At 65.9% G+C, this 22487-nt stretch carries 20 protein-coding genes and 1 riboswitch; of the genes, 8 read left to right on the plus strand and 12 right to left on the minus strand.

The features are described from left to right. The first annotated feature begins 5 nt into the window (after positions 1–5). Entirely contained in the window at positions 6–2186 is a 2181-nt protein-coding gene (locus ACQCST_RS18835) for a chorismate-binding protein (RefSeq protein WP_426997279.1), read from the plus strand. A 73-nt stretch (positions 2187–2259) separates the two neighbouring features. Here ACQCST_RS18835 and cls read toward each other — a convergent pair whose 3' ends face one another. Continuing rightward, positions 2260–3732: a cardiolipin synthase gene (gene cls / locus ACQCST_RS18840; RefSeq protein ID WP_426997280.1), complete on the minus strand. Its 1473-nt coding sequence runs from the start codon at positions 3730–3732 to the stop codon at positions 2260–2262. A gap of 93 nt (positions 3733–3825) precedes the next feature. On the opposite strand from cls, the gene ACQCST_RS18845 reads away from it, so the two are divergent. Next, complete coding sequence (locus ACQCST_RS18845) at positions 3826–4779, plus strand: aminodeoxychorismate lyase (RefSeq protein WP_426997281.1); 954 nt, start codon at positions 3826–3828, stop codon at positions 4777–4779. Between the two features lie 418 nt (positions 4780–5197). After that, complete coding sequence (locus ACQCST_RS18850) at positions 5198–5500, plus strand: DUF4193 domain-containing protein (RefSeq protein ID WP_426997282.1); 303 nt, start codon at positions 5198–5200, stop codon at positions 5498–5500. Between the two features lie 186 nt (positions 5501–5686). Here the strand turns inward: ACQCST_RS18850 and ACQCST_RS18855 are convergent, their stop codons facing one another. Genes ACQCST_RS18855 through ACQCST_RS18865 form a run of 3 tightly spaced genes read right to left on the minus strand, consistent with a single transcriptional unit; the run spans position 5687 to position 9736 of the window. Further along, complete coding sequence (locus tag ACQCST_RS18855; protein WP_426997283.1) at positions 5687–6781, minus strand: PLP-dependent cysteine synthase family protein; 1095 nt, start codon at positions 6779–6781, stop codon at positions 5687–5689. Next, positions 6778–8436, minus strand: a complete 1659-nt coding sequence (locus ACQCST_RS18860; RefSeq protein ID WP_426997284.1) for an aromatic amino acid ammonia-lyase — start codon at positions 8434–8436, stop codon at positions 6778–6780. The genes ACQCST_RS18855 and ACQCST_RS18860 overlap by 4 nt, the downstream gene beginning before the upstream one ends. A 4-nt stretch (positions 8437–8440) precedes the next feature. After that, on the minus strand, positions 8441–9736 hold the full coding sequence (locus tag ACQCST_RS18865) for an NtaA/DmoA family FMN-dependent monooxygenase (RefSeq protein WP_426997285.1): 1296 nt from the start codon (positions 9734–9736) through the stop codon (positions 8441–8443). Positions 9737–9988: 252 nt separating this feature from the next. Then, positions 9989–10104, plus strand: a riboswitch (SAM riboswitch). Between the two features lie 13 nt (positions 10105–10117). Here ACQCST_RS18865 and ACQCST_RS18870 point away from each other — a divergent pair. The 4 genes from ACQCST_RS18870 to ACQCST_RS18885 all read left to right on the plus strand — a co-directional run bounded on the left by ACQCST_RS18870 (position 10118) and on the right by ACQCST_RS18885 (position 12783). After that, a complete protein-coding gene (locus tag ACQCST_RS18870) occupies positions 10118–10390 on the plus strand; it encodes a DUF1737 domain-containing protein (RefSeq protein ID WP_426997286.1) in 273 nt (90 codons plus the stop codon). Then, a complete protein-coding gene (locus ACQCST_RS18875) occupies positions 10387–10830 on the plus strand; it encodes a rhodanese-like domain-containing protein (protein WP_426997287.1) in 444 nt (147 codons plus the stop codon). Before ACQCST_RS18870 ends, ACQCST_RS18875 begins: the two co-directional genes overlap by 4 nt. Continuing rightward, entirely contained in the window at positions 10831–12039 is a 1209-nt protein-coding gene (locus ACQCST_RS18880; RefSeq protein WP_426997288.1) for an O-succinylhomoserine sulfhydrylase, read from the plus strand. A 132-nt stretch (positions 12040–12171) separates the two neighbouring features. After that, entirely contained in the window at positions 12172–12783 is a 612-nt protein-coding gene (locus tag ACQCST_RS18885) for a hypothetical protein (RefSeq protein ID WP_426997289.1), read from the plus strand. 29 nt (positions 12784–12812) lie between these two features. Here ACQCST_RS18885 and ACQCST_RS18890 read toward each other — a convergent pair whose 3' ends face one another. Next, positions 12813–14072 (minus strand): glutamate--cysteine ligase 2, encoded by a 1260-nt coding sequence (locus ACQCST_RS18890; RefSeq protein WP_426997290.1) that lies wholly within the window; start codon positions 14070–14072, stop codon positions 12813–12815. 248 nt (positions 14073–14320) lie between these two features. On the opposite strand from ACQCST_RS18890, the gene ACQCST_RS18895 reads away from it, so the two are divergent. Further along, the gene (locus ACQCST_RS18895) at positions 14321–15145 is read left to right on the plus strand and encodes an endonuclease domain-containing protein (RefSeq protein WP_426997291.1); all 825 of its coding nucleotides are present in this window, start codon (positions 14321–14323) and stop codon (positions 15143–15145) included. A 130-nt stretch (positions 15146–15275) separates the two neighbouring features. Here the strand turns inward: ACQCST_RS18895 and ACQCST_RS18900 are convergent, their stop codons facing one another. From ACQCST_RS18900 to ACQCST_RS18930, 7 genes are all read right to left on the minus strand, one after another. After that, positions 15276–16799, minus strand: coding sequence for a UDP-N-acetylglucosamine 1-carboxyvinyltransferase (locus tag ACQCST_RS18900; RefSeq protein ID WP_426997292.1), 1524 nt, complete (start codon positions 16797–16799; stop codon positions 15276–15278). A gap of 153 nt (positions 16800–16952) precedes the next feature. Further along, positions 16953–17345: an ectoine synthase gene (locus ACQCST_RS18905; protein WP_426997293.1), complete on the minus strand. Its 393-nt coding sequence runs from the start codon at positions 17343–17345 to the stop codon at positions 16953–16955. Between the two features lie 47 nt (positions 17346–17392). Then, complete coding sequence (gene ectB, locus ACQCST_RS18910) at positions 17393–18664, minus strand: diaminobutyrate--2-oxoglutarate transaminase (RefSeq protein ID WP_426997294.1); 1272 nt, start codon at positions 18662–18664, stop codon at positions 17393–17395. Positions 18665–18694: 30 nt separating this feature from the next. Beyond that, positions 18695–19204 (minus strand): diaminobutyrate acetyltransferase, encoded by a 510-nt coding sequence (gene ectA / locus ACQCST_RS18915; RefSeq protein WP_426997295.1) that lies wholly within the window; start codon positions 19202–19204, stop codon positions 18695–18697. Positions 19205–19440: 236 nt separating this feature from the next. Then, a complete protein-coding gene (locus tag ACQCST_RS18920) occupies positions 19441–20241 on the minus strand; it encodes an energy-coupling factor transporter transmembrane component T family protein (protein WP_426997296.1) in 801 nt (266 codons plus the stop codon). Then, positions 20238–21791, minus strand: coding sequence for an ABC transporter ATP-binding protein (locus tag ACQCST_RS18925; protein WP_426997297.1), 1554 nt, complete (start codon positions 21789–21791; stop codon positions 20238–20240). The genes ACQCST_RS18920 and ACQCST_RS18925 overlap by 4 nt, the downstream gene beginning before the upstream one ends. Next, positions 21791–22411: an ECF transporter S component gene (locus ACQCST_RS18930; protein ID WP_426997298.1), complete on the minus strand. Its 621-nt coding sequence runs from the start codon at positions 22409–22411 to the stop codon at positions 21791–21793. The genes ACQCST_RS18925 and ACQCST_RS18930 overlap by 1 nt, the downstream gene beginning before the upstream one ends. Positions 22412–22487 lie beyond the last annotated feature (76 nt).

The raw sequence follows: 22487 nt of genomic DNA on the forward strand, positions 1-22487 counted from the left end.
ACTTCATGACTGCCGCACCTGTGATCATCGCCATCGACGGGCGGTCCGGCGCAGGTAAGACCACCCTGGCCATCGAACTGGCAGCCCGCCTGCGCGATCATCACAAGGTGTCACTTTTTCACCTCGAGGATATTTACCCCGGATGGAACGGCCTCGCTGCCGGCATCCAACGCTACGTTTCCACGGTCCTGCCACCCCTCCGGCGCGGCGAACAGGCCAGCTGGACCAGCTGGGACTGGGAAAAACATTACGACGGCGAAGCCCGCCGCACGCTGCCTGCCGAGATCGTGATCGTGGAGGGTGTGGGAGCGGCAGCTGCGGCGGCGAGGCCCATGCTGGACGCCGTCATCTGGGCTGATTCCGCGGAAGAGGACCGCCGCACGCGCGCGCTGGACCGGGACGGCGGCAGCTACGAGCCGTTCTGGGAGCAGTGGGCTGCGCAGGAGCAGGAGTGGCTCGCCCTGGACAAAGTGCCGGAGCACGCTGATATCCGCGTCCTGAACCGCGCCGATGGCAGCGCCCCGGCTGACGTCCTGCAGGCGCTCCGGTACCTTCCTGCGCTGGCATCCGTGCTGGTGCCGGAGCTTTCCGCCCGCCGCGGCCTTACGCTCCGCTCCGAACGGCTGGCGGCGACTCCTGACGCGGCCGGACTTTTCAGGGTCCTGTACGGCGGCTCGGAAAATGCGGTGTGGCTGGATTCCTCGATCGCCCAGTCCGGGTCGCTGCCGCCGGCACCGGGCACAGTAGCCACGGAACGGAGCCGGTTCAGTATTCTGGCGGACGACGGCGGCACCTTCGGTCAGGTGGTCAGGCACAGTTCGGGCGTCAACCGGGTTACCGCCGGTACGGCCACGGCGGTGACCTCCGGTCCGTTTTTCCGCTGGCTGGACAGTGTCTGGGGCCGAAAAGCCGTCCGCGCACCGGAGGGATATCCGTGTGATTTTACGCTCGGCTGGCTCGGGTACCTGGGCTACGAACTTAAGCGCGAGACGGGCGGTGTGGATGTGGCCGCCGGCACCCCGGATGCGTCCCTGATCTTCGCAGGCCGCGCGGTGGTGCTCGATCATCTCGAAGGTACCGTCTGGCTCCTCGCCCTGGATGCTCCCGATGCCGAAGACTGGCTGGTCTGCGCGCGCGCGGCTGTGGCCGCAGCCTCCGCCACCATTCCCGGCTGCGATGCCGGTGCCGGGAATGGTGCGGCAGCTGCATCGCCAGGCGGCGGCAGCAACGGCGTCGTGCGTTCCCCCGTCCCAAATTCCGCCGTGCCAGTTTCCCTGGCACCAGACTCCCCGGCACCAAATTCCACGGATCTTGTGTTTATCGGCCGGGACACCGAGGCCGGTTACAAGCGCAAGATCTCCGAGGCACAGCATGAGATCACCGAGGGAAATTCCTACGAGGTTTGCCTCACCACGTCGCTGACCGTCGAGATCGCCAAAGCGGCGCTGGATCCGTGGCAGGCATACCTGGCGCTGCGGCGGAAGAACCCGGCACCGTTCGCGAGCTACCTGCGGTTCGGCGGGCTGACGGTGGCCAGCACCTCGCCGGAGCGTTTTCTTCGGATTGCGTCCGACGGCGGTATGCGCGCGGAGCCGATCAAGGGCACCCGGCGCCGAGGTGCTGACCCGGCGCAGGATGAGCAGTTGCGGCACGAGCTGGAGACGTCGCTGAAGGACCGGGCGGAGAACATCATGATCGTTGACCTGCTCCGGAATGATCTGAGCCATTTTGCTGTACCGGGATCGGTGACCGTCAGCCGGCTGTGCGAGATTGAAAGCTACGCCACGGTGCACCAGCTGGTGAGCACCATCGACGCGAAGCTGCGGCCGGGCGCTCCGCGGGCCGAGGCCGTTGCGGCGGCGTTCCCGGCGGGGTCGATGACCGGCGCGCCGAAAATCAGCACCATGGCCATCCTGGACCGTCTGGAGGACTCGCCGCGGGGCGTCTACTCCGGTGCGATCGGATACTTTTCGCTCAACGGGGCCACAGATTTGGCCGTGGCCATCCGGACGTTAGTGGTCAACGCACCAAGAACCGGCGCGGATGGCGCGGGGAAGGCGGAACTGACTCTCGGCGTCGGCGGTGCCATCACAGCTGACTCGTCTCCGCAGGAGGAATACGAGGAAATCCGCGTCAAGGCGTACGGGGTGCTCTCGGCGCTCGGCGCTGAATTTCCGGACACCTGAGAGCACCTGCCGGGTAATCCTGCCGGGCTGATACCGGGGCTTCATTGCACTGCGGACTCATCGCACCGTGGCTTCATTGCACCGAGGCAGTCAGCCTCGCCACGTTGTCCACGTACTTGGCCAGCATGGGCCGGCGCATCCAGTCCTCCAGTTTGAGTTCGTGCGAGATGTCCCGGTAGGCGTTCTCCACGGCGCGCATGCTGTTCACAATCTCCGCCCCAAGCAGCATCACTGAGACCTCCATGTTGAGCGAGAAGGACCTCATATCCATGTTGCTGGACCCCAGTACGGCCACTTCGTCGTCGATCGTGAAGTGCTTGGCATGCAGCACATACGGCGCCCGGTACAAGTAGATGCGGACCCCCGCCTCGAGCAGCGCCTCATAGTAGGAGCGCTGTGCATGGTGGACCAGAAACTGGTCACCTTGTTCGGACACAAAGAGTTCAACGTCCACTCCCCGCTGCGCCGCCGTGGTGACGGCGTAGAGAAGGGAGTCATCCGGTACGAAGTATGGGCTGCAGATGGAGAGCCGGTGCTGCGCGGAATAAATGAGGGTGTTGAAGAGCCGGAGGTTGTTTTCCGTGCTGAATCCCGGACCGCTGGGGACCACTTGGGCAGTGACCGTGCCCGGAGCCGGGTTGGCGGGGAGCAGCAGCTGGTATTCGAGGGACTCGTCCGTTTCGCTGAGCCAGTCAGTGGCAAAAACGACGTTCAGGGTGGTCACGATCGGCCCCCGCATGCAGGCCATCAGCTCCACCCATTCACGCCCGGCCTTGCGGTGCTTGGGGTTGTTGTACGAGGGCTCGATCAGGTTCTGTGAGCCCGTGAAGGCGATTTCGCCGTCGATCACCATGATCTTGCGGTGGTTGCGCAGATCCGGCCGGCGCCACTGCCTGCGGACGGGCAGCAGCGGCAGCATGCGCCGCCACTGGATCTGGCTGGCCCCAAGCCGTTTGAGGAGCCTGCGGTAGCCTTTGACCCGCAGCGTTCCGATGTGGTCAAACAGCACCCGGACTTCCACGCCCCGGTCAGCTGCCTCCTCGAGCGCGGTGAAGAGATCGTTGGTCAGGTGGTCCGTGCTCATGATGTAGAACTCCGCGTTGACGAAGCTTTTGGCGCGGCGCACGGCCTCGGTCATGGACAGGATGGAATCCGGGTAACCGGGGATAAGCTCCACGGAGTTTCCGTCCACCATGGGAAGCGATCCCAGCCGTTGATTGAGGGCGGCGGCGGAGGTCACCCACTCCGGACCCGGATATTGACTTTCGACGTCGGAGAGCCCCGAGGTGCCGGCCCGCACTCTTTCGTTGACCTCCTGCTGCTGTTCCGTTCGACGCCGGGACAACCGGAAGTTGCCGAACAACAGGAACAGGACGAAGCCGACAGACGGGATTAGAAAGATGGCGAGCAGCCAAGCCATCGCGGTATTGGGACGGCGGTTTCCCGGGATCACCCCGAGCAATACGATCCTGAGGATGAGCTCCAGGATGGCCCAAACGCCAAGGATCCATGTCCATTCAAGCCCCAACGGAAAAGGCCACAGCACGATGTTCCCCCATCATTCGCCGGCCCGCCGGACGGCTTCCGGACCGGGCAGTGAGCACAGCCTATCCGGGGCACGCCACACTAAGCTGGAGGCATGACTCCTCCTGCCTTCGCCACGGTCCTGGTGTTCCTGGATCCGGCCTTCGAAAACGGCCGCCTGGCCGACGCAACCCAGCCGCAGCTGATGGCCACGGACCAAGGCGCCACCCGCGGTGACGGTGTATTCGAATCCCTTCTGGCCGTGGGCGGCCGTGCGCGAAAACTTCAGGCGCATCTGAGCCGTTTGGCCGGCTCCGCCCGCGCCCTGGAGCTCGGGATTCCTGCGGAGGACGCCTGGCGGCGCGCCGTTGAAACGGCAATCGGCGAATACCGGTCTGCGCACCCGGCGGCGATCCCGGAGGAGGACGAGGTGGTGGTGAAACTGATCGTCACCCGCGGCGTTGAGGGCGCGTCTTCGCCTACGTGCTGGGTGCAGGCGTCACCGGTTCCGGCGGCCGGGCGGCGCCAGCGTGAGTCCGGCATCGACGTCATCCTCCTCGACCGGGGCTACGACAGCGACATCGCCGAACGCGCGCCCTGGCTGCTGCTCGGTGCCAAGACGCTCTCCTACGCCGTCAACATGGCCGCCCTGCGGCACGCACATAAGCAGGGAGCTGATGACGTCATCTTCACCTCAGCGGACGGACGGGTCCTGGAGGGCCCGACGTCGACCGTTCTGCTGGCGCATCTCGAAACGAGCGACGGCGGCGCTGGTGGTGGTGGCGGCGGGTCAGCAGTCAAGCGGCTCATCACACCGCAGCTGGACAGTGGAATTCTTCCAGGCACCTCGCAGGGGGCGCTGTTCGCGGCCGCCAAGGCGGCGGGCTGGGAGCTCGGTTACGGTCCGCTGGAGCCTCAAGATCTGATGGACGCCGACGCCGTCTGGCTGATTTCCAGCATCCGCCTCCTCGCGCCGGTGAACCACATCGACGGTCAGGAAATCGGCACGCCGGCGGTGCGGAAGCAGCTGACGGCCGAGCTCAGCGAGCTGTTCGCAGGGATCGAATAGAGCTCTGGCGGCTGAGAAGCTCCCCTAAGGAGCCAAGGTCATCACGGCCGGCGCCCCGCTCGCTGAGCGAACTCATCGAGAGCCGTGAGTACCGGCCGGGCCTCTTAGTGGCGATGGCGGCGGCCTCCCCGGTCAAGTCAGCGGCGGCGAAGACAACGATCTCTGGTGATCCTCATGCCGTCATCTTTTCACGAGCCGCGGGAGATTCCGAGAATTCCACGCTGCGGGTGTGCTCCCTGTCGTTGGCACCGTGGTCCGTTGTTTCCTGCTATCTTGGCTGTGCTGCTTGTCTGAGCGCTGGTGAGCCATCCCGGTGCGGTCAACGCGATGCATACCCCAGCCCGATGTCAATGGAAACCAGCCACATGCTGTATGGTTCTCTTCCGACAGCACACCCCCATGAAATGAGAACCATCCGGTGGCAACCGACTATGACGAAGTTCGATCCGACGTCGCTGAATCACGCAACGCATCCCTGGAGGCCGTGAAATCGGCCAACTCCCCCGACGCCCGCAGCGTGGTCCGAGAAATGGACGAGACAGACACCGTGGACGGCGTTGAGCTCCCCGGCGCCGACCTGTCCGGCGAAGAACTGACCATTGTGGTCATACCCCAGAAAGAGGACGAGTTCACCTGCTACTCCTGCTTCCTGGTCCGGCACCGCTCGCAGATCGCGCGGCAGAAAGACGGCCACACGTACTGCACGGAGTGTGAAGGCTGACCAACAACAGTCCCTGCTCAGCCCTGCCGGGCGCGGTACAGGTCCCGCGCCCGCGCGATTTCGGCCCCGTGATGCAGTAGCTGCGCCGAAAAGCTACGCATTCCGGTTAGCTGCGGAGACGGCCCCTGGCTTGTGAGGGCCAGGAACCGCGGATCGTTGTCGGTTCCAAGGCCAACGCGGGGTCACTTACAGCCCATTAACTGGTCTTGGATGGGCCGTAAATGACCCCGCGTTGCGCCAGTCCTCCACCACGTCTTCCGCCAGGTGGACACCGTTCTCAGCCAGCCACACCGGGTTGAAGGCCTTGCTCAGGTAGTTGCTGCCGGTGTCGGGGGCTATTGCCACTACCACTGACCCATGCGGCGCGGCGAGCGCCACGCGCAGCGCCGCCGCCACGGCCAGACCGGAGGAAGGGCCCAGCGACAGCTTTTCCTCGTTCAGCAGCCGATGGACCGTGGTGTACACCTCGTCGTTGGGGATGCGCAGGTAACGGTCCACGCGTGACCGGTCAAAGACCCTGGGCCACTCGGCCTCGGGCCAGGAATTGCCCACGCCATCCACCAGGATCTCGCCCGGATGGCCGCCGCTGTACGCCGAGCCGAACGGGTCCGCGGCCACCACCTCCACATGCGATTTTCGCTCCGCCGCGCGCTCCTTCAAATACCTTCCGTTGCCACTGATGGTGCCGCCCGTCCCGATTCCGGCGACAAAATGCGTCACCGTCCCGGCAGTCTGGCGCCAGATCTCGGGGCCCGTACCCTCATAGTGCGCCAGTGGATTGGCCGGATTATCGAACTGCTGCGGCCGCCACGCACCTGGAATTTCCGCCGTGATCCGGGCAGCCACCACCCGCGCATTTTCCGGCGAATCCGCCGTCGCGTTCCAGTCCGTAAGCACCACCCTGGCACCGTAATTGTGCAGGGCCGCAAGCTTCTCGCTGGAGATGGTGTCGCCGGTAACCACCACCACGGGGTGCCCGGTCAGCGCCCCGATGAGCGCCAGGCCAATGCCGGTATTACCCGAGGTACTCTCCACAATCGTGGCGCCCGGCCGCAGCAGACCGCTGCGCTCCGCCGACCGCACCATGCTCAGCGCCGTCCGGTCCTTGATGGAACCGCCCGGGTTTTCCGACTCGAGTTTGACGAAGATTCGGCTGCCCAGGCCCCGGCCCAGCACATCCAGCGGCACCAGCGGCGTATTGCCCACCCTCGCGAGGACGGCCTCCGCATCCGCCAAGGCATCCGGCTCCACGGCCGCGTGCCGGCCTGTCATAACGCTCATGATTCTCCTCCTTCATGGTGCTGCGACCGTGTCCCGCGCACCTTCAGCTCCGGCAAGCGGGCCAGCAGCGTGCCCAGTTCAGCCCGTGCGCGTTCCACGAGCGCTGCCGCCGGCAGCAGTTCAGCCAGGAGCTTTTCCAGCCGTACGACGACGGCGCCAGTCCCCGTACCGAGCGGCCGCGCCTTCGCGACGGACTCGCCGGACTCACTCAGTTGACGTGCCTCCGACTGGACCAGCAGATAGGCGCCGGTCAGGGCCTCGATGGTGAGGAGCTTCTCTGCTGCGTCCACCGATCGTTCCAATTGCTGCAGTGCCAGCGGTGCCAGCGTTGAATGGTCTTCCACATCCGCTGACAGTGTGGGCGCACCGAGAGTGGCCGGCGCGGCCAGGACCTTCAGCTCTGCCAGGAGCCCGGCGGCCGAATACCAGAGCAGCCCCGGCAGTTCCTCGGATTGCAGGCCTCCAGGTGCTCCCGTGCCGTTCGCGGCGGCCAGGTTCCTTTGCCGGATCAGCCGCTGCGGCGGGTAGAGCTTGGCGATCCGCCGCTCACTGCTGATACCCACATGTGCCAGGCCAAGGCGTAGCGATTCGAAGGCCAGGGCCAGCTGCATGGGTTGGAAGTTTCCGCCGGACACCATACGGCCGGAATCGAGGTCGGTGAGCGGGTTGTCCCCGCGGCCGTTGAGCTCCACCTCCAGGGCTCCTGCCAGCGCCAAGATCTGGGCGCGGAATGCGCCGTGGGCCTGCGGAGCCGCCCGGAATGACAGCGCGTCCTGGACAGATGCTGCCCGTTCGGGGTCCTCCAGCCACCCGCCCTGCACCAGCCGCCGCACATTGGCCGCCGAGATGCCCTGGCCGTCAACGTCCTTAGCCTCCTGCACTGCCGCCGAAAACGGGCTGAGGTTTCCGCCGCCGTCGAACCGTGCCGTCGCTTCGAGCGAGAGCGCGAGCGCCACATCCGCACAGTCAGCAAGCCGCAGCAGCCGGCCAAGGACCAGGGCGCCTGCCCCGATCGAATAGGAGTTGGCGCTGACCAGGGCAAGTGCCTCCCCCGGCGCCAGCACCAACGGCTGCAGGCCGGCGTCGGCGAGCACCTGTGCCCCCGGCACCAGCCCGCCGTCGGGCGAAATCGCCTGGCCCTCGCCGATCGCGACGGCCGCGACGGCGGCGAGCTGGGTCAGATCGGAGGAGCCCACGGAGCCTTCGCGCGGAACGGCGGGAAGCACCCCCCGGTTGAGCAGCTCGGCGTAGAAGCGGGCGGTTTCCGGCCGCACCCCTGAGCCGCCGCGACTGAAGCCGATGAGCCTGGCGAGGATGACGGCGCGGACCTCGGCCGGGCTGAGCATCCCGCCGATCCCGCTGTTGTGGTAGCGAACCACCTGCACCTGATATGCAAGAATCGACTCATCCTCCACCGCAGTGTCCCGCCCGGAACCGAGCAGGGTATTCAGCCCGTACACCGGATAGCCGGAATCGATGGCCCGCTGCACCACCTCGCGGGAACGTCCCATCAGGTCCAGCGCATCCTCGCTCAGCACCACTCGGACGGCCGCATCAGCCGCAGCGGCCGCCACCTCTAGGGCCCAGACGCGGGCAATGCCGATCAGGAACGTCCCGGAGGGTGTTCCCTGGCCACCGGGGCTGGTCTCTGCCACGGCGCTAGAAGTCCAGCAGGTTCTGGCGGAAGCCGCCGTTCCCGTAACCCGTCCTCAAGAGCCCGCGTCGGCGGAGCTCCGGTGTCAGCTTGTCCAGCACAGAATGCACGGTGACAGGATCCACGAAACCGGAGAAGAGGAAGCCGTCACCGCCCACGGCCTCGCCGGTTTCTTCAAGGTAGCCGGCGATTTCCCCGGCCGTGCCGATGATGCTGTCCCCCGCGCCGCCGCTGCGGGCCTGCAGGATTTCCCGCAGCGTGGAACCGGGAGGGGCGGACTTGGCGAAGTGTTCCAGGGTGCCCTGGTTGCTGTTGGTGCTGAGCACCGGGAGCGGGGCGTCGAGGTCGAACTTCTTGAAGTCGATCACCGAAAGGTAGGACATGGAGTTCAGCTGGCTGTCGATGTCGCGTTGCGTCAGTTCTTTCCGCGCAGCCCGCAGCTCGTCGGCTTCGGCACGCGAGCCCACCACGGTGGGCTTGAGGACGTACAGCACCTTGACGTCGTCAGGGTTCCGGCCCGCCTTGGCGGCCTCGGCGCGGATGGAATCGCGGTAGGACTTCATGCCGTCGGCGCCCCTCGCCAGGGCGATCGCGACGTCGGCGTTCCCACCCGCAAACGCCTTGCCCCGGGGCGACGCACCCGCCTGCACCAGCACAGGCTCTTCGGGCAGGGGCGCAGTGTTCAGCGGCCCGCGAACCTTGAAGAACTCGCCGTTATGGTTGATGGGATGGACCTTGCCGTGGTCCGCGAAGATCCCGGCCCCGGCATCCTCCCTGATCGCTTCCGGCTCCCAGCTGCGCCAGAGTTTCCGGACCACCTCCACGAACTCCTCGGCCTTTTCATAACGGCGGTCGTGCTCGATCTGCTGGTCCAGGCCATAGTTCTGTGCGGCGAGGTCGCTGCCCGAGGTGACCACGTTCCACCCCAGTTGCCCGTTGGAAAAGTGCTGCAGCGTGGCCAGCAGCCGGGCCGCGGTGAAGGGCGGGTAGAACGATGCGCTGACAGTCGGGACGATGCCCAGGTGCTCCGTGGCCGAGAGCAGATACGGCACAAGCGCCAGCGGGTCATGCTTCGGAGCGAACGACGCCTGGGCCAGTGAAACTTCTGACGTTCCGCCATAGGTATCCGGTACGGTCAGCGAGTCCTCGATGATGAACAGGTCCAGGCCGGAGCGCTCAAAGGCCCGCACCGCGTCCTGGTAGAGCGCGGGTTTTTTCCAGTCGTAGCCGATGCCGTAGCCGGGCGTCCCCCAGCCCTGAACCCCGAACCCGTGGCCCACAAACCATCCAAAGTGAAGCATGGGACCGGCTTTGGGGGTATGCGGTCCGCGCGAATCCTTCACAACAACCTGATTTCATCCGGCGTTACTGTGGTTCATCTTCCGTCATTATCCCCCCGGTGAAGCCGTTTGTAACAGCAACGCGGGGTCACTTACGGCCCATTGAAGGGCTCGGGATGGGCCGTAAGTGACCCCGCGTTGCAAGTCGTCCCGTTACGCAACATGACGACGGCGGCGGTGCAGGCCGCCGTCGTAAGTGTTACGTTTTTGGGGAGTAATGAGAACCGGTGCCAAGCCCTGACTGGCCGGTCGGCAACCCTCCCTTTCGCGGCGGGGTGCCTCAGGTGAATACTCGGCATATCGACCCATTCGAGCTGCAAGCGTGAGAGAAGGAGATCCGTCATGTCTGACGCGCCCGCCCCGGCCCCTGCCGAGGAAAAACTGTCCTACCGCCTGATATCGGGACCGGACACCCGTGAATTCTGTGAGCGCATCTCCGCCGCTCTGGCCGAAGGCTACGTATTGCACGGCAGCCCTGCTGCCGCGTTCAACGGCACCAGCGTGATCGTGGCGCAGGCCGTCGTCCTGCCGGCAGCCATCGCCAGTGCCGACGCCGCCGTGGCCACCGCAGTGGACCAGTTGGATGAAGAGTTCGACGGCGAGGGCCACGCGTGAGCTACGCCGGCGATCTGACCCCGCAGGATGCCTGGGCCAAACTGGAAGAGGGCGCCATTCTGGTGGACGTCCGGACCGAGGGCGAATGGGCGCACATCGGCATCCCGGATCCTGCGGCGCGCCTGGCAACAGCACACCGTCCTCTGTTCATCCAATGGACTTTCCCGGGTGGCATCCCCAACCCGGACTTCATCACTGAGTTAAACGAGGAGCTGAACGAGGAGCTGAAGCTACAGGCCCCGGAGGACACCGGCGTCGAACTCGTCTTCCTGTGCCGCTCCGGCCAGCGCTCCATCGCCGCCGCCATCGCGGCAACGCAGGCCGGCCACACTTCATACAACGTACTTGAAGGCTTTGAGGGCGAGCCGGACCGTTACGGTGAGCGCACCGTCAACGGCTGGAAGAACCGCGGCCTGCCGATCAGTTTGGGACGAAACTAAGTGACATTCAATAAAGACGCCGCCGGCTGGAGCCCTGAAACCCAGGCCGTCCGCGGAGGGCTTGACCGCACCAATTTCCAGGAAACCACTGAGCCCGTGTTCCTGAACTCCGGGTTCGTCTACGAATCCGCGGCCGCCGCTGAGCGCGCCTTCACCGGCGAGGACGAGCGCTTCGTCTACTCCCGCTACGGCAACCCGTCAGTGGCCACCTTCCAGGAACGGCTCCGGCTGCTTGAAGGCACCGAGGCGTGCTTTGCGACGGCGTCGGGCATGTCTGCTGTGTTCACCGCACTGGGTGCGCTGCTGGCCGCCGGCGACCGTGTGGTTGCCGCGCGCTCGTTGTTCGGCTCCTGCTTTGTGATCCTGAACGAGATTCTGCCGCGCTGGGGCGTGGAGACGGTCTTCGTGGACGGACCGGACCTCGAGCAATGGCGCGAGGCACTGTCCGTGCCAGCCGCCGCGGTCTTCTTCGAGTCGCCGTCGAACCCCATGCAGGAAATCGTGGACATCGCCGCGGTGAGCGAACTCGCGCACGCCGCCGGCGCCACGGTCGTCGTCGACAACGTTTTTGCCACGCCCCTGCTGCAACGCTGCGGCGAGCTCGGCGCGGACGTCATCGTCTACTCGGGCACCAAGCACATCGACGGCCAGGGCCGCGTGCTGGGCGGGGCGATCCTGGGCACCAAGGAGTACATCGACGGTCCCGTGAAGCAGCTCATGCGGCACACCGGTCCGGCGCTGTCTGCGTTTAATGCGTGGGTGCTGACCAAAGGACTGGAGACCATGGCCCTGCGGGTGAACCACTCATCCGCGTCCGCTCTTCGCCTGGCCGAATGGCTTGAGGAACAGCCCGCCGTCAGCTGGGTGAAGTACCCGCTGCTGAAATCCCACCCGCAGTTTGAGCTCGCCGCCAAACAAATGAAGGCCGGCGGCACCGTGCTCACCCTGGAACTTGCGACGACGGCCGGCAAGTCAGGCAAGGACGCCGCCTTCGCGCTGCTGGACGGGCTGCGCATCATCGACATTTCCAACAACCTCGGCGACGCGAAGTCCCTCATCACCCACCCGGCCACTACCACGCACCGGGCCATGGGGCCCGAAGGCCGCGCGGCCATCGGCCTGAGCGACGGCGTGGTGCGGCTATCCGTGGGATTGGAAGACGTGGAGGACCTGATCGGGGACCTGGAGCGGGCGCTCAAGCAGATCTAGCCTCCACGGCGCATTCAGAAGCCGCCTGACTGTGCGTTGACCACGGCGGAACTCCGGCGTACGTTCAGCCTTATGGGCATTATCGGCGCGGAAAATATCCACCGCGGCGGGTCATTTCGTGGAGAGTCCGCCGTGAGCAGGAACCGTCCGTACCGCCAGGCAGGTGCCGTTATCGTCGCAGGAACAGTTGTCTGGGGAGTCGGAATTTCCCCTGCGCCGCGCGTCTACACGACGGCCGACTCCGCTGCGCGGCTGGCCCTGCTAGAGCGCTCCCGACGGGTCTGGGTAGCGGGGCAGTTCCTGACCTCAGCCGGCACCGCCGCCGTGCCCTTCGGGTTCGCTGCATTCGCGCGGGCGCTTCGTCCGGGCCCCTCGAAAACGCTGGCAACGGCTGCCGCCACGTCCCTGCTCGCCGGCGCTCCGTTGTTCATCGCCGCCGTGTCAGATCGCGCCTCAGACCTCGAGCGTTTCGCCTACCGGGGCGGACCGGCCTGGCCCTTTCTCGGCTATTGCGGACTCCATATTGTGGCGCTGGGTGCGCTCGGATCTGCCCTGCTTCGCACGCCCTTGAAACGATGGGTGGGATTCCTGGCGGCCGCCAGCGCCCCGCTATTCGGCGCCGTTCTCCTGGCCAAGAAGGACATCCCGCCATTCGTGTTCTATCTGGTGGAGCAGGCGGTCGGCATCTATCTGTGCATCTACGAAGAACCAACGGATGCGCCCGGAGGTCCGGAACGGGCATAGCTTTCAGCAAGATCCGCCAGCGGACGCCGTCAGGACTGGCGCACCCGGAGCAGCACCGGGGGCTGCTCCGCGCCACCGTCCGTTTCGTGGCCCGGGCCGGCATCCACCCCGCTCATGGTCACGCGCACGGCATAAGCGACGACGGCACCCAGCCCGCCGCCGTCGGCCGCCTTCCCAGCCTCCGCATCGCGCAGCTTGCGCTGCTCCGCCGCGCCCGTGCCGCGCGTCAGGATAGTCCGGACGCTGTGTCGGACCAGCTCGAGTTCGCCCTGCTCTGCCAGTACGGGTGTCAGGTACTCGACCAGGGAATGAACCACCTCTTCGGCGGGCGCCGGCCGGAAGCTTCCGAAATCCAGCAAGTGGCCGCGGAGCCCGCAGTTGCTGGCCTGCCAGGCCGCCATCCGCAGCAGAATCGTGGGCACCGGAGCCGGGTCCACGCCGTCTTGCCATTCCCGGCTGGCCGACTCCACCAGGGCACGCACCATCACGGCAATCAGCGCCGCGTCCTCCGCGCGCAGGCAGACATCCGCTACGCGGACCTCAACGGTGGGGTGCTTGCGGGACAGCCGCGCATCAAAATAGATCATGCCCTCATCGAGCAGCACACCGCTGTCCAGCAAGCGGGTGACCACGCGCCGGTAGGTGGACAGGGTGCGGTAGATGGAAGACGGGCCCGACGTCGGCCAGCGGTTCCAGGCCTGCGTGCGGTAGCTTTCAAACCCTGTTTCCACACCGTTCCAGAAGGGCGAGTTGGCGCTGATCGCCGTCAGCACAGCGAGCTTGTCCCGGATCCGGTCCAGCACGGCCACTCCTTCCTCCGGAGACTCAATGAAGGTGTGGACGTGGAAGCCGCAGGTCAGCTGCTCGTGGACGGTCAGCCCGAACCGTTCCTGCATGGTGGCGTACCGGGGGTTCGGGGTGGTGTGCGGGGTGGAGGCCAGCGGGGAGGTGGCCAGTGCGGCCACCCGCGCCCCGTGCTGCCGGGCTGCCCGGTCCGCGAGCGCGCGGCCTTGCCTGATCTGCCGGAGTATTTCCCCATAGTCACGGCACGGCCGGGTCTGGGTCTCGATCTGCTCAAGCTTGAGCTCGGCACTCAGGCCCATTTCGTCGGCGGCGGCCTTTTCCGCCGCTTCCCGCAACCGGGCGAGCGCCGGGTCCATGGCCTGTGGTCCCGGTGCATCGTCCGCCGCTAGCCGGTGGCTGGCCAGCAGGGCCTCGGCCAGTGCCAGTGGCTCCCCAGTTCCGGGATCCACGATCAGGAGCTCTTCCTCCACACCGAAAGTGCGCATGCATACATTGTGCGCCAGCCGGGGCCGTCCAAACAGCCCATGAAGGCCGCTGGGACCCGCCGCCCGACGGATTCTGCGCCATCATTCCGTTGGACCAATCCGCGAGGCCCGGAATCCCGCGCCACCAGTGTGGCCGGCGTCAATCATGGCGCGGATTCCGACGCCGGACCCTTCCTCCCCACCCGGGTTTGTCCACATGGCGTCATTCCGGACGCCAGCTGCGGCCAGATCCGTGAGTAGCTCAGTCCATGGATCCCCTGGACTTTCTCGAATCCCTTGGCGGCGTGGCCCGGGTTGGCTTGCTGCGCTGCGAAGGCTACTCCGAACGCGCTGTCCGGGGACTCGCCGCTACGGGAGCCCACCAACCCCGCAAGGGAATTTGGGCCTTGCCCGGTGCAGACCCGGAGTTTCTCGACGCCATCATCAACAACGCGGTCCTGACGTGCGCTTCGTCCGGAGCCCGGTACAAGCTGTGGCAGAAGGACAGGCCCGGCCGTCTGCATCTGGCAAGTAAGCATCCCCGAAGACACCGGTCCGGAAACCACCGCCGCCTTCGCTTCGACGCAGATGACCGCCTGCCTATCGCCAGCCTGGAAGATACTGTGATCCATGGCCTCACCTGCCTTGATGAGGTGGACGCCATCGCCATGGCGGAATCCGCCTTTCGAAACCTGCAGCTGCCGCGTGCCTTGATTGAATGCGAGCTGCAGGCCAAGTACTACGGCACTGCCCGTAAGAGACTGGCCAAAGCGGACGGCCTGTCCGAGTCCATGCCGGAGATCAGCGCCCGGCTGCTGTTCGACTCTGCAGGGCTCAGCTTCCGGCGGCAGGCCCAGATCCCAGGCGTGGGACGGGTGGACTTTCTGATAGACGGCTGGCTCATCGTCGAGATCAACGGCTTCCAGTTTCACAGCTCACGGGATGCATGGCGCAAGGACATGGGCAGGTCCAACGCGGCGCAGGCTCAGGGCTACGTAGTGCTCAGCTATGCGCCCGAGCAGATTTGGAACCGTCCGGGCCCTGTTCTGGCCGAAATACGGGCCATGCTGGGCCGCGGCCGGCCGCGCCCCTGAAGGGCAAGCTGCGGCAGCGGCGGATTCGGCGCGATGATTCGCCCCAGCCGGGCAGGCGCCCGGGCAGGGGCGTGCCCCACGATCTGGGTCCTACGAATGATGGCGCGGAATCCGCCGCAGCGCCGGCCGGCTAGTCCTGGAAGTACTCGATCTTGGCGCCGATGGTGTTGAGGCGCTCAGCCAGGTCCTCATAGCCGCGCTCGATCACGTAGATGTTGCGCAGTTCGGACGTACCACGGGCCGCGAGCATGGCCAGCAGCAGGCAGGCGGCCGGGCGCAGTGCCGGCGGGCAGCCGATCTCCGCAGCACGCCATTTGGTGGGCCCGTTGACGTAGATCCGGTGCGGGTCCAGCAGCTGCACCCGGGCACCCAGTTTGTTCAGCTCCATCAGGTAGATGGCGCGGTTGTCATAGACCCAGTCGTGAATCAGGGTCTGGCCGTGGGCGTTACCGGCAATGACCGCGAAAAACGGCAGGTTGTCGATGTTCAGGCCGGGGAACGGCATGGGGTGGATCTTGTCCTCGGGCGCACGCAGCTCCGAAGGCTTGGTGGTCACATCCACCAGTCGGGTGCGGCCGTTGCGGGCAAGGTACTCCCCTGAGATTTCCAGCTGCTGGCCCATCTGCTCCAGCGTGGCCAGCTCGATCTCCATGAACTCGATGGGAACCCGGCGGATGGTGACCTCGGAGTTGGTCACGATGCCGGCCGTGATGAGGCTCATCGCCTCGATGGGATCCTCGGAGGGGAAGTACTCGACGTCGACGTCAATGGACGGGCGGCCGGTGATCTTCAGCGTGGTGGTGCCCACGCCATCAATCTCCACGCCAAGCATCTGCAGGTAGAAGCAGAGGTCCTGGACCATGTAGTTGGGGCTGGCATTGCGGATGATGGTGGTGCCGCGCCGGTGCGCTGCCGCCATGATGGCGTTCTCCGTGACGGTGTCGCCGCGTTCGCTCAGCACGAAGGTGCGGTCGTGGCCGTCGGACGGCGGGGCCTGAACCGTATAGAAGCCGGCGGTCGCCTCCACGCTCAGTCCGAACTGACGCAGCGCCTGCATGTGGGGTTGCACGGTGCGCGTGCCAAGGTCGCAGCCGCCCGCGTACGGCAGCCGGTACTCGGCGGACTCATCGAGGAGCGGCCCCAGCAGCATGATCACGCTGCGGGTGCGGCGGGCGGCCTCCACATCCATGGAGTCCAGGTCCAGGGTGGCGGGGCGGCGTAGCTGGAGATCGCTGGCGTTGAGCCAGGTGCACTCCATGCCGATACTGGTGAGGACTTCAACAATCCGGTTGACCTCCTCGATCCGGGCCAGCCGGCGCAGCGTGGTGGTGCCGCGGTTGATGAGGCTGGCGCACAGCAGGGCCACGCCGGCGTTCTTGCTGGTGTTGACGTCAACGGCACCGGACAGTGTGCGCCCGCCCTCCACGCGAAGGTGGGTCATTTGCGGCTTGCCCACCTCAACGAGGGTGCGGCCCAAAATGGCCTCCAAACGTTGGATCATCTTGAGGCTGAGATTCTGCTTGCCCTGTTCCATGCGGGCAATGGCGCTCTGGCTGGTGCCGAGTTCAGCGGCGAGCTGGCCCTGTGTCCAGCCTCTTTCGCCCCGCGCGTCCCGGAGCATGGAGCCAACGTGTTCAGCAGTCTCTTGAGTCATGAGCAAAAAATATCACAGATGAGTTATTCCGAGGACCAACCGGCACCCAATTGCCGTCCAGCTCACAAAATATTCGTCTTGTGCGATAAACGCTGGTAGGTCCGGGCAACGATCGTGCCCGGACCAACCCTTATCGCAGCCAGCCCATCTGCTCTATTTCGACATTTCGACGAGAGGGTAGACACCGTTTTCGTCGTGGACCTCTCGCCCCGTGACCGGAGGATTGAACACACAGGCCATCCGCAGTTCCGTTTCGGCCCGGACACTGTGCTTCTCCTTGCCGTCCAGGAGGTACATGGTGCCGTCCCGCAGATCGTGGACCTCGCCCGTGACCTCGTTGGTCAGCGTCCCTTCGCCCTGTACGCAGTAGACAGCTTCCACGTGATTCGCGTAGTGGAAGGTGGAGGTCGTGCCGGCGTAGATCACGGTGTCGTGGAACGAGAAGCCCACGCCCTCTCCCGCCAGGACCATCCGCCGGCTGCGCCAGGTCTCGGACTTCACGTCGCGGTCCGTATCGTTCAGCTCGGCCAGGTTGGTAACAATCATTGGCAATCCTCAATCTGCTCGGTTTGGGTGATGCGGGACGGCGAGGCTTAGAGCGCTCCGGCGAGTTCCCGGGCCTCCGTGGCGGCACGGGTGGCCTCGGTCAGGATGTCCAGGCCCCGGTCCAGGTCCTCGGCGCTGATGGTCAGCGCGGGCATCAGTTTGATGACTTCGCTCTCCGGCCCGGAAGTCTCCACCAGCAGTCCGTGCTCGTAGGCTTCCGCGGCGATCTTCCCCGCCGATTCGGCATCGGGGAAGATCACGCCGGCCAGAAGCCCGCGGCCCCGGACCTTGGCGCCCTCGACAGATGCGGCGATGCGCCCCAGTCCTTCGTGCAGCTGGACGATCCGCGCACCCACCTGCTTCTGGAAGGCGCCGTCACGCCAGTAGGTTTCCAGTGCTGCGGTACCGGTTACGAATGCGGGGTTGTGGCCGCGGAAAGTACCGTTGTGCTCTCCCGGGGACCAGATGTCCAGTTCCGGACGGAACAGGGTCAGTGCCAGCGGCAGCCCGTAGCCCGATATGGACTTGGACAGGCAGACAATATCCGGGGTGATGCCGGCCTCCTCGAAACTGAAGAAAGTTCCGGTTCGGCCGCAGCCGGCCTGCACGTCGTCGACGATCAGCAGGATTTCATACCTCGTGCAAAGGTCCGAGAGCCCGCGCAGCCACTCCGCCCGGGCGGCGTTCAGGCCGCCTTCGCCCTGGACGGTCTCCACGATGACGGCGGCCGGCTTGTCCACGCCGGAACCGCTGTCCTCCAAGACGCGCTCAAGCCAGAGGAAGTCGGCCGTCTCGCCGTCGAAATAGTCGTCGTACGGGATCTTGGAGCTGTTGGTCAGCGGAATGCCGGCACCCTGGCGCTTCATCGAGTTACCGGTGACGGAGAGGGATCCCAGTGTCATTCCGTGGAACGCATTGGTGAAGCTGAGGATGTGCTGGCGCCCGGTGGCCTTGCGGGCAAGTTTCAGCGCCGCTTCCACGGAGTTGGTGCCGGTGGGTCCGGGGAACATGACCTTGTAGTCGAGGTTCCGCGGCTTGAGGATGACGTCCTGGAACGTCTGCAGGAACTTCCGTTTGGCCGGAGTCTTCATGTCCAGGGAGTGCACCACGGCCCCGCTCGCCAGGTATTCGAGGAGCGGCTGCAGCAGGGCGGGGTTGTTGTGGCCGTAGTTCAGCGCGCCCGCTCCCGAGAAGAAGTCCAGGTAAGTCCGGCCGTCCTCGCTGGTCAGCGAGGATCCGTGGGCCCGCTCGAAAACGGCGGGCCAGCTTCGGCAATAGCTTCGGACTTCGGATTCAAGTGTTTCGAAAATGTCTGTCATGGGAAGGCTTCCTTCATCTATTACGTCGGTTCAGTCCAGCGGACCGATCCGGTAGAGAAACTCAGTGTCATGCCCGTCCGGGTACAGGTCCCGAGTGAACAGCGGCTGACGTTCCAACGCCGCCTTGCGGCGTGCCGCGAAACCGGTAAACAGTCGGATTGAGGCTTCATTGTCGGCGGTGATAGTGGTTTCAACACGGTGGGCGTCCACCTGCAGCGACAGGCGCTCAAGCATGGCGGCGGCCAGTCTCCTGCCGCGGAAAGCCTCATCCACGGCCACCTGCCACACCATCAAGGTGCCGGACTCATCGGGACGCATGTAACCGGTGATGAAACCGGCCGGTTCTCCGTCGACCGTGGCCACGATCGACGTCGCAGCGAAGTCGCGGCACCAGAGCAGGTAGGAATAGGACGAGTTCAGGTCCAGGACTTTAGAATTCCTGGCCATGCGCCACAGGGACTGCCCGTCGTTCAGGGTCGGTTTACGGAATTTTGCTTCGATCCTCGTGCTGGTCTGGAGTTCTGCGAGTTGTTGAACCATCTGTTCCAACCTAGCGAGAATCGAGGCATCATCAACCGGGTTTCGCCGGATTTGACAGCTATCCGGCCCTGGAGCACCCCGCGTACGGGCCGCGGCCAACCACCCGTAGCCTTAGTGCCAACTACGGTGTGGCGGAATGGTGAACCCCGCAAATAGCCGGGAAACTTTCGTTACCATTCTGTGACATTTGGTATGTGACGGAGCGCTTACTAGGCGGCAGGAAGCCCATCCGTCCCTTAGGACGCCTGCCAGACCATGTTCCAGGTCCCGGCGGAGACTGCGCCCGTAACCGCCGCGGCGGCGATCAGCACGCCGCCGAGCAGCACCCACACGTCCAGCAGCGAGTAGGTGGATTCGCGGGCCCAGGTCCGGTTGGCTCCGCCGAAGCCCCGTGCCTCCATGGTGACGGCAAGGCGGGAGGCGCGCCGGATGGCCTGGACCAGCAGCCCGAAGCTTTGCCCCAGTGTGGCGCGCAGCCGCTGCAAGGGGGTGCCGTGCGAGCCGACGCCCCGGGCACGCCGGGCCATGCCGATGGTCTGCCATTCCTCCGCCATCAGCCCCACCAGACGCATGGCCGCGAGCGTTCCCAGCACAAAACGGTGGGGCAGCTTTGCCTTCTGCGCCAGGGCATCGCCAAGATCGGTGGGGTCCGTGCAGCTCATCAGCAGCACTGCGGGCAAGGCGATGGCAAGTCCGCGGAGCATAAAACCGAGCCCCAGCTGCAAGGAACCCTCGCTGATGGACCAGATTCCGACGTCGAGCAGCACGTCACCGCTGTCCGCGGCGACGATCGCCGTGCTCCAGCCGCCCACCGCCGCCGCCAGGATCAGTGGCCAGCCGCGCTGCCATAAAAGTGCGAACGTGAGCCCGGCCAGCGGGAACAGCAGGAATTCGCAGACCAATGCCACGGACGCGGACACCCAGTCGATGGAAAGTGCCAGCACCAGGGTAATGAGGAAGACGGCGGCAAATTTGGCCAGCGGGTTGGCGCGGGTCAGCGGGGCGTTGTTGCCGCGCAGGATCAGTTCATTTCTCATGCCGGAACCGCCGCCGCGGCAGTGAGTTCCAGCTGGGAGCCGCCCAGCACGGAGCTGAACTCGGCGTCGTGGGTCACCGAGACCACGGCCGTTCCGGCGTCGAGCAGTTCGGACAGGAACGATGCGAGCTCGGCCCAGGTGTTGGCGTCCTGGCCGAAGGTGGGCTCGTCCAGGACCAGCACCTTCGGGTGGGCGGCCAGCACGGTAGCAACGGAAAGGCGCCGCTTTTCACCGCCGGAGAGCGTATACGGATTGGCGTCCACGAGGTGCGTCAGCCGCAGCCGCTCCAGGAGTTCATCCACGCGCTCCCCGCCACGGCCCAGGTGGCGCGGTCCGAACATCAGCTCGTCCAGCACGTTGCCGGTGACGAACTGGTGCTCGGGTTCCTGAAAGACGGTCCCGATCCGGGCGATCAGCTGCTCCGCTTTCCAGGTGAAGGGATCGATCCCGGCACCGTCTGAAAGCCCGACGGCGGCAGAGACCTTGCCGTCCACCGGCGCCAGGAGTCCGGCGAGGGTCAGGGCGAAGGTGGATTTTCCGGAGCCGTTGGGGCCGGTGATCGTGAGCGCGTGCCCGGCCAGCACCTGGGCCGTGAGGCCGGACTGCACCGGGACCGGAGGAAGGGTGCGGAAGCCGCGGCGGCGCGGGCGTTCCCTGGACACGGCAAGGTCCTGGGCGGCGAGCAGCAGTTCGGCAGGGCCCCCGCCGCTGCCAGTATTGGCGGTGCGTGCCCGTGTGGCCGGTACGTAGCCCGGAACCCAGACACCGGCAGCGGCGAGCATGTCCCTTGCCTGCGACAGCACCTGGTCCGGTGGTCCGTCGATCAGCACCGCGGTCTCCGTGGACCGCCCGGGCCGCAGCACCACAATCCGGTCCACCAGATCTTTCCACACGGACACCCGGTGCTCCACCACCACCAGCGTGGCGCCGGTCTTGTCGAGGCAGCGGGCCACGGCGTCCCGGACTTCCAGAACGCCTGCCGGGTCCAGGTTGGCTGTGGGCTCATCCAACAGGATCAGCCCTGGGCGCATGGCGAGAATTCCGGCGAGCGCAAGGCGCTGCTTCTGCCCGCCGGAGAGGGCCGACGTCGGGTGGTCCAGAGGCAAACCGCCGCCGGCGGCGGTGCGCAGCCCGACGTCGTCGAGCGCTTCATGCACGCGCCGCCAGATCTCGCCCCGCGGCACGGCAAGGTTTTCGGCACCGAAGGCGACGTCGTCACCAAGTCGCGACAGGACCACCTGCGTTTCCGGGTCCTGCTGCATCAGGCCGGCACGTCCGCGTTGCCTGCGGGGGGCGGTGCCGTCGATCAGCAGCGAGCCAGTCTCGTCGGCGTCGTCGTCCTCATCGCCCAGCACACCCGCCAGGGCATGCAGGAGCGTGGACTTACCCGCGCCCGAGGGCCCGAGCAGCAGTACCCGCTCGCCGGGCCGGATGTCCAGATCCAGCCCTTGGACGGCAGCTGTGGACCGCCCTGCGTGCCGCCAGCCCCAGCCCTGTGCGGAAACAGCGGCTGGCCGCACCCCTGCAGAGGCGGGGTCGGGAGCGGTCATCAGTTGAAGACGGACTCCGTCGCTGCCTTGCGGGATGCAAAGGAGCCAAGTGCGCCGGTCTTGGCCAGGCCGCGCGTGGCGATCCAGGAGACGGCACCGGCGATGACGGCACCGGAGACGGCGCAGAACACGATGTACGCGAGCTTGTCTCCGGCTTCGTAGGCGATGTTCCAGCCCCAGGGCAGGAAGGAATCGTTCAGGCCGCCGAAGAACCCCGCACCGGCGCCGGCCAGCAGCGCAACCGGCAGGTTGAACTTCTTGTAGACGAAGGCAAGGAACACGAGTTCGGCGCCCAGGCCCTGGAGGAGCCCGGAGATGAGCACCGTGGTGCCGTACTGCGAGCCCATGATGAGTTCGCCTGTTGCTGCGACAGTCTCGCAGAACAGCGCGGCCCCGGGCTTGCGGATGATGAGCATGCCCAGCACGGCCGGGATCATCCAACCGCCGGCGATCAGCCCGGTCAAGGGCGGGTAGGCGGCGTTCATGGGTGCGGACACCAGTGCGGCGCCCTGGGACCAGGCCCAGAAGATCACGCCGCCGGCGATGGCGATCAGTGCCGCCACCACAATGTCCACTACGCGCCAGTTGTAGCTGGTTCTTTTGATTGCTGCAGTTGTCATGTCGTCCTCCTGAGGAACAGGAGGGGAAAGCGCTCCCCGGCTTCGATCCTGACGGCTGGTGCCGCCCGCGGCCGGA

The sequence above is a fragment of the Pseudarthrobacter sp. N5 genome (assembly GCF_050157035.1).
GTDB lineage: Bacteria > Actinomycetota > Actinomycetes > Actinomycetales > Micrococcaceae > Arthrobacter.

Excerpts from the sequence above, each read along its gene's own strand:
- ACQCST_RS18930 (WP_426997298.1), bottom strand. The coding sequence starts at position 22,411 with ATGACAACTGCAGCAATCAAAAGAACCAGCTACAACTGGCGCGTAGTG.
- ACQCST_RS18895 (WP_426997291.1), top strand. The coding sequence starts at position 14,321 with ATGGATCCCCTGGACTTTCTCGAATCCCTTGGCGGCGTGGCCCGGGTT.
- ACQCST_RS18925 (WP_426997297.1), bottom strand. The coding sequence starts at position 21,791 with ATGACCGCTCCCGACCCCGCCTCTGCAGGGGTGCGGCCAGCCGCTGTT.
- ACQCST_RS18900 (WP_426997292.1), bottom strand. The coding sequence starts at position 16,799 with ATGACTCAAGAGACTGCTGAACACGTTGGCTCCATGCTCCGGGACGCG.
- ACQCST_RS18835 (WP_426997279.1), top strand. The coding sequence starts at position 6 with ATGACTGCCGCACCTGTGATCATCGCCATCGACGGGCGGTCCGGCGCA.
- ACQCST_RS18865 (WP_426997285.1), bottom strand. The coding sequence starts at position 9,736 with ATGCTTCACTTTGGATGGTTTGTGGGCCACGGGTTCGGGGTTCAGGGC.
- ACQCST_RS18870 (WP_426997286.1), top strand. The coding sequence starts at position 10,118 with ATGTCTGACGCGCCCGCCCCGGCCCCTGCCGAGGAAAAACTGTCCTAC.
- ACQCST_RS18855 (WP_426997283.1), bottom strand. The coding sequence starts at position 6,781 with ATGAGCGTTATGACAGGCCGGCACGCGGCCGTGGAGCCGGATGCCTTG.
- ACQCST_RS18845 (WP_426997281.1), top strand. The coding sequence starts at position 3,826 with ATGACTCCTCCTGCCTTCGCCACGGTCCTGGTGTTCCTGGATCCGGCC.
- ACQCST_RS18890 (WP_426997290.1), bottom strand. The coding sequence starts at position 14,072 with ATGCGCACTTTCGGTGTGGAGGAAGAGCTCCTGATCGTGGATCCCGGA.
- ACQCST_RS18920 (WP_426997296.1), bottom strand. The coding sequence starts at position 20,241 with ATGAGAAATGAACTGATCCTGCGCGGCAACAACGCCCCGCTGACCCGC.
- ectA (WP_426997295.1), bottom strand. The coding sequence starts at position 19,204 with ATGGTTCAACAACTCGCAGAACTCCAGACCAGCACGAGGATCGAAGCA.
- ACQCST_RS18905 (WP_426997293.1), bottom strand. The coding sequence starts at position 17,345 with ATGATTGTTACCAACCTGGCCGAGCTGAACGATACGGACCGCGACGTG.
- ectB (WP_426997294.1), bottom strand. The coding sequence starts at position 18,664 with ATGACAGACATTTTCGAAACACTTGAATCCGAAGTCCGAAGCTATTGC.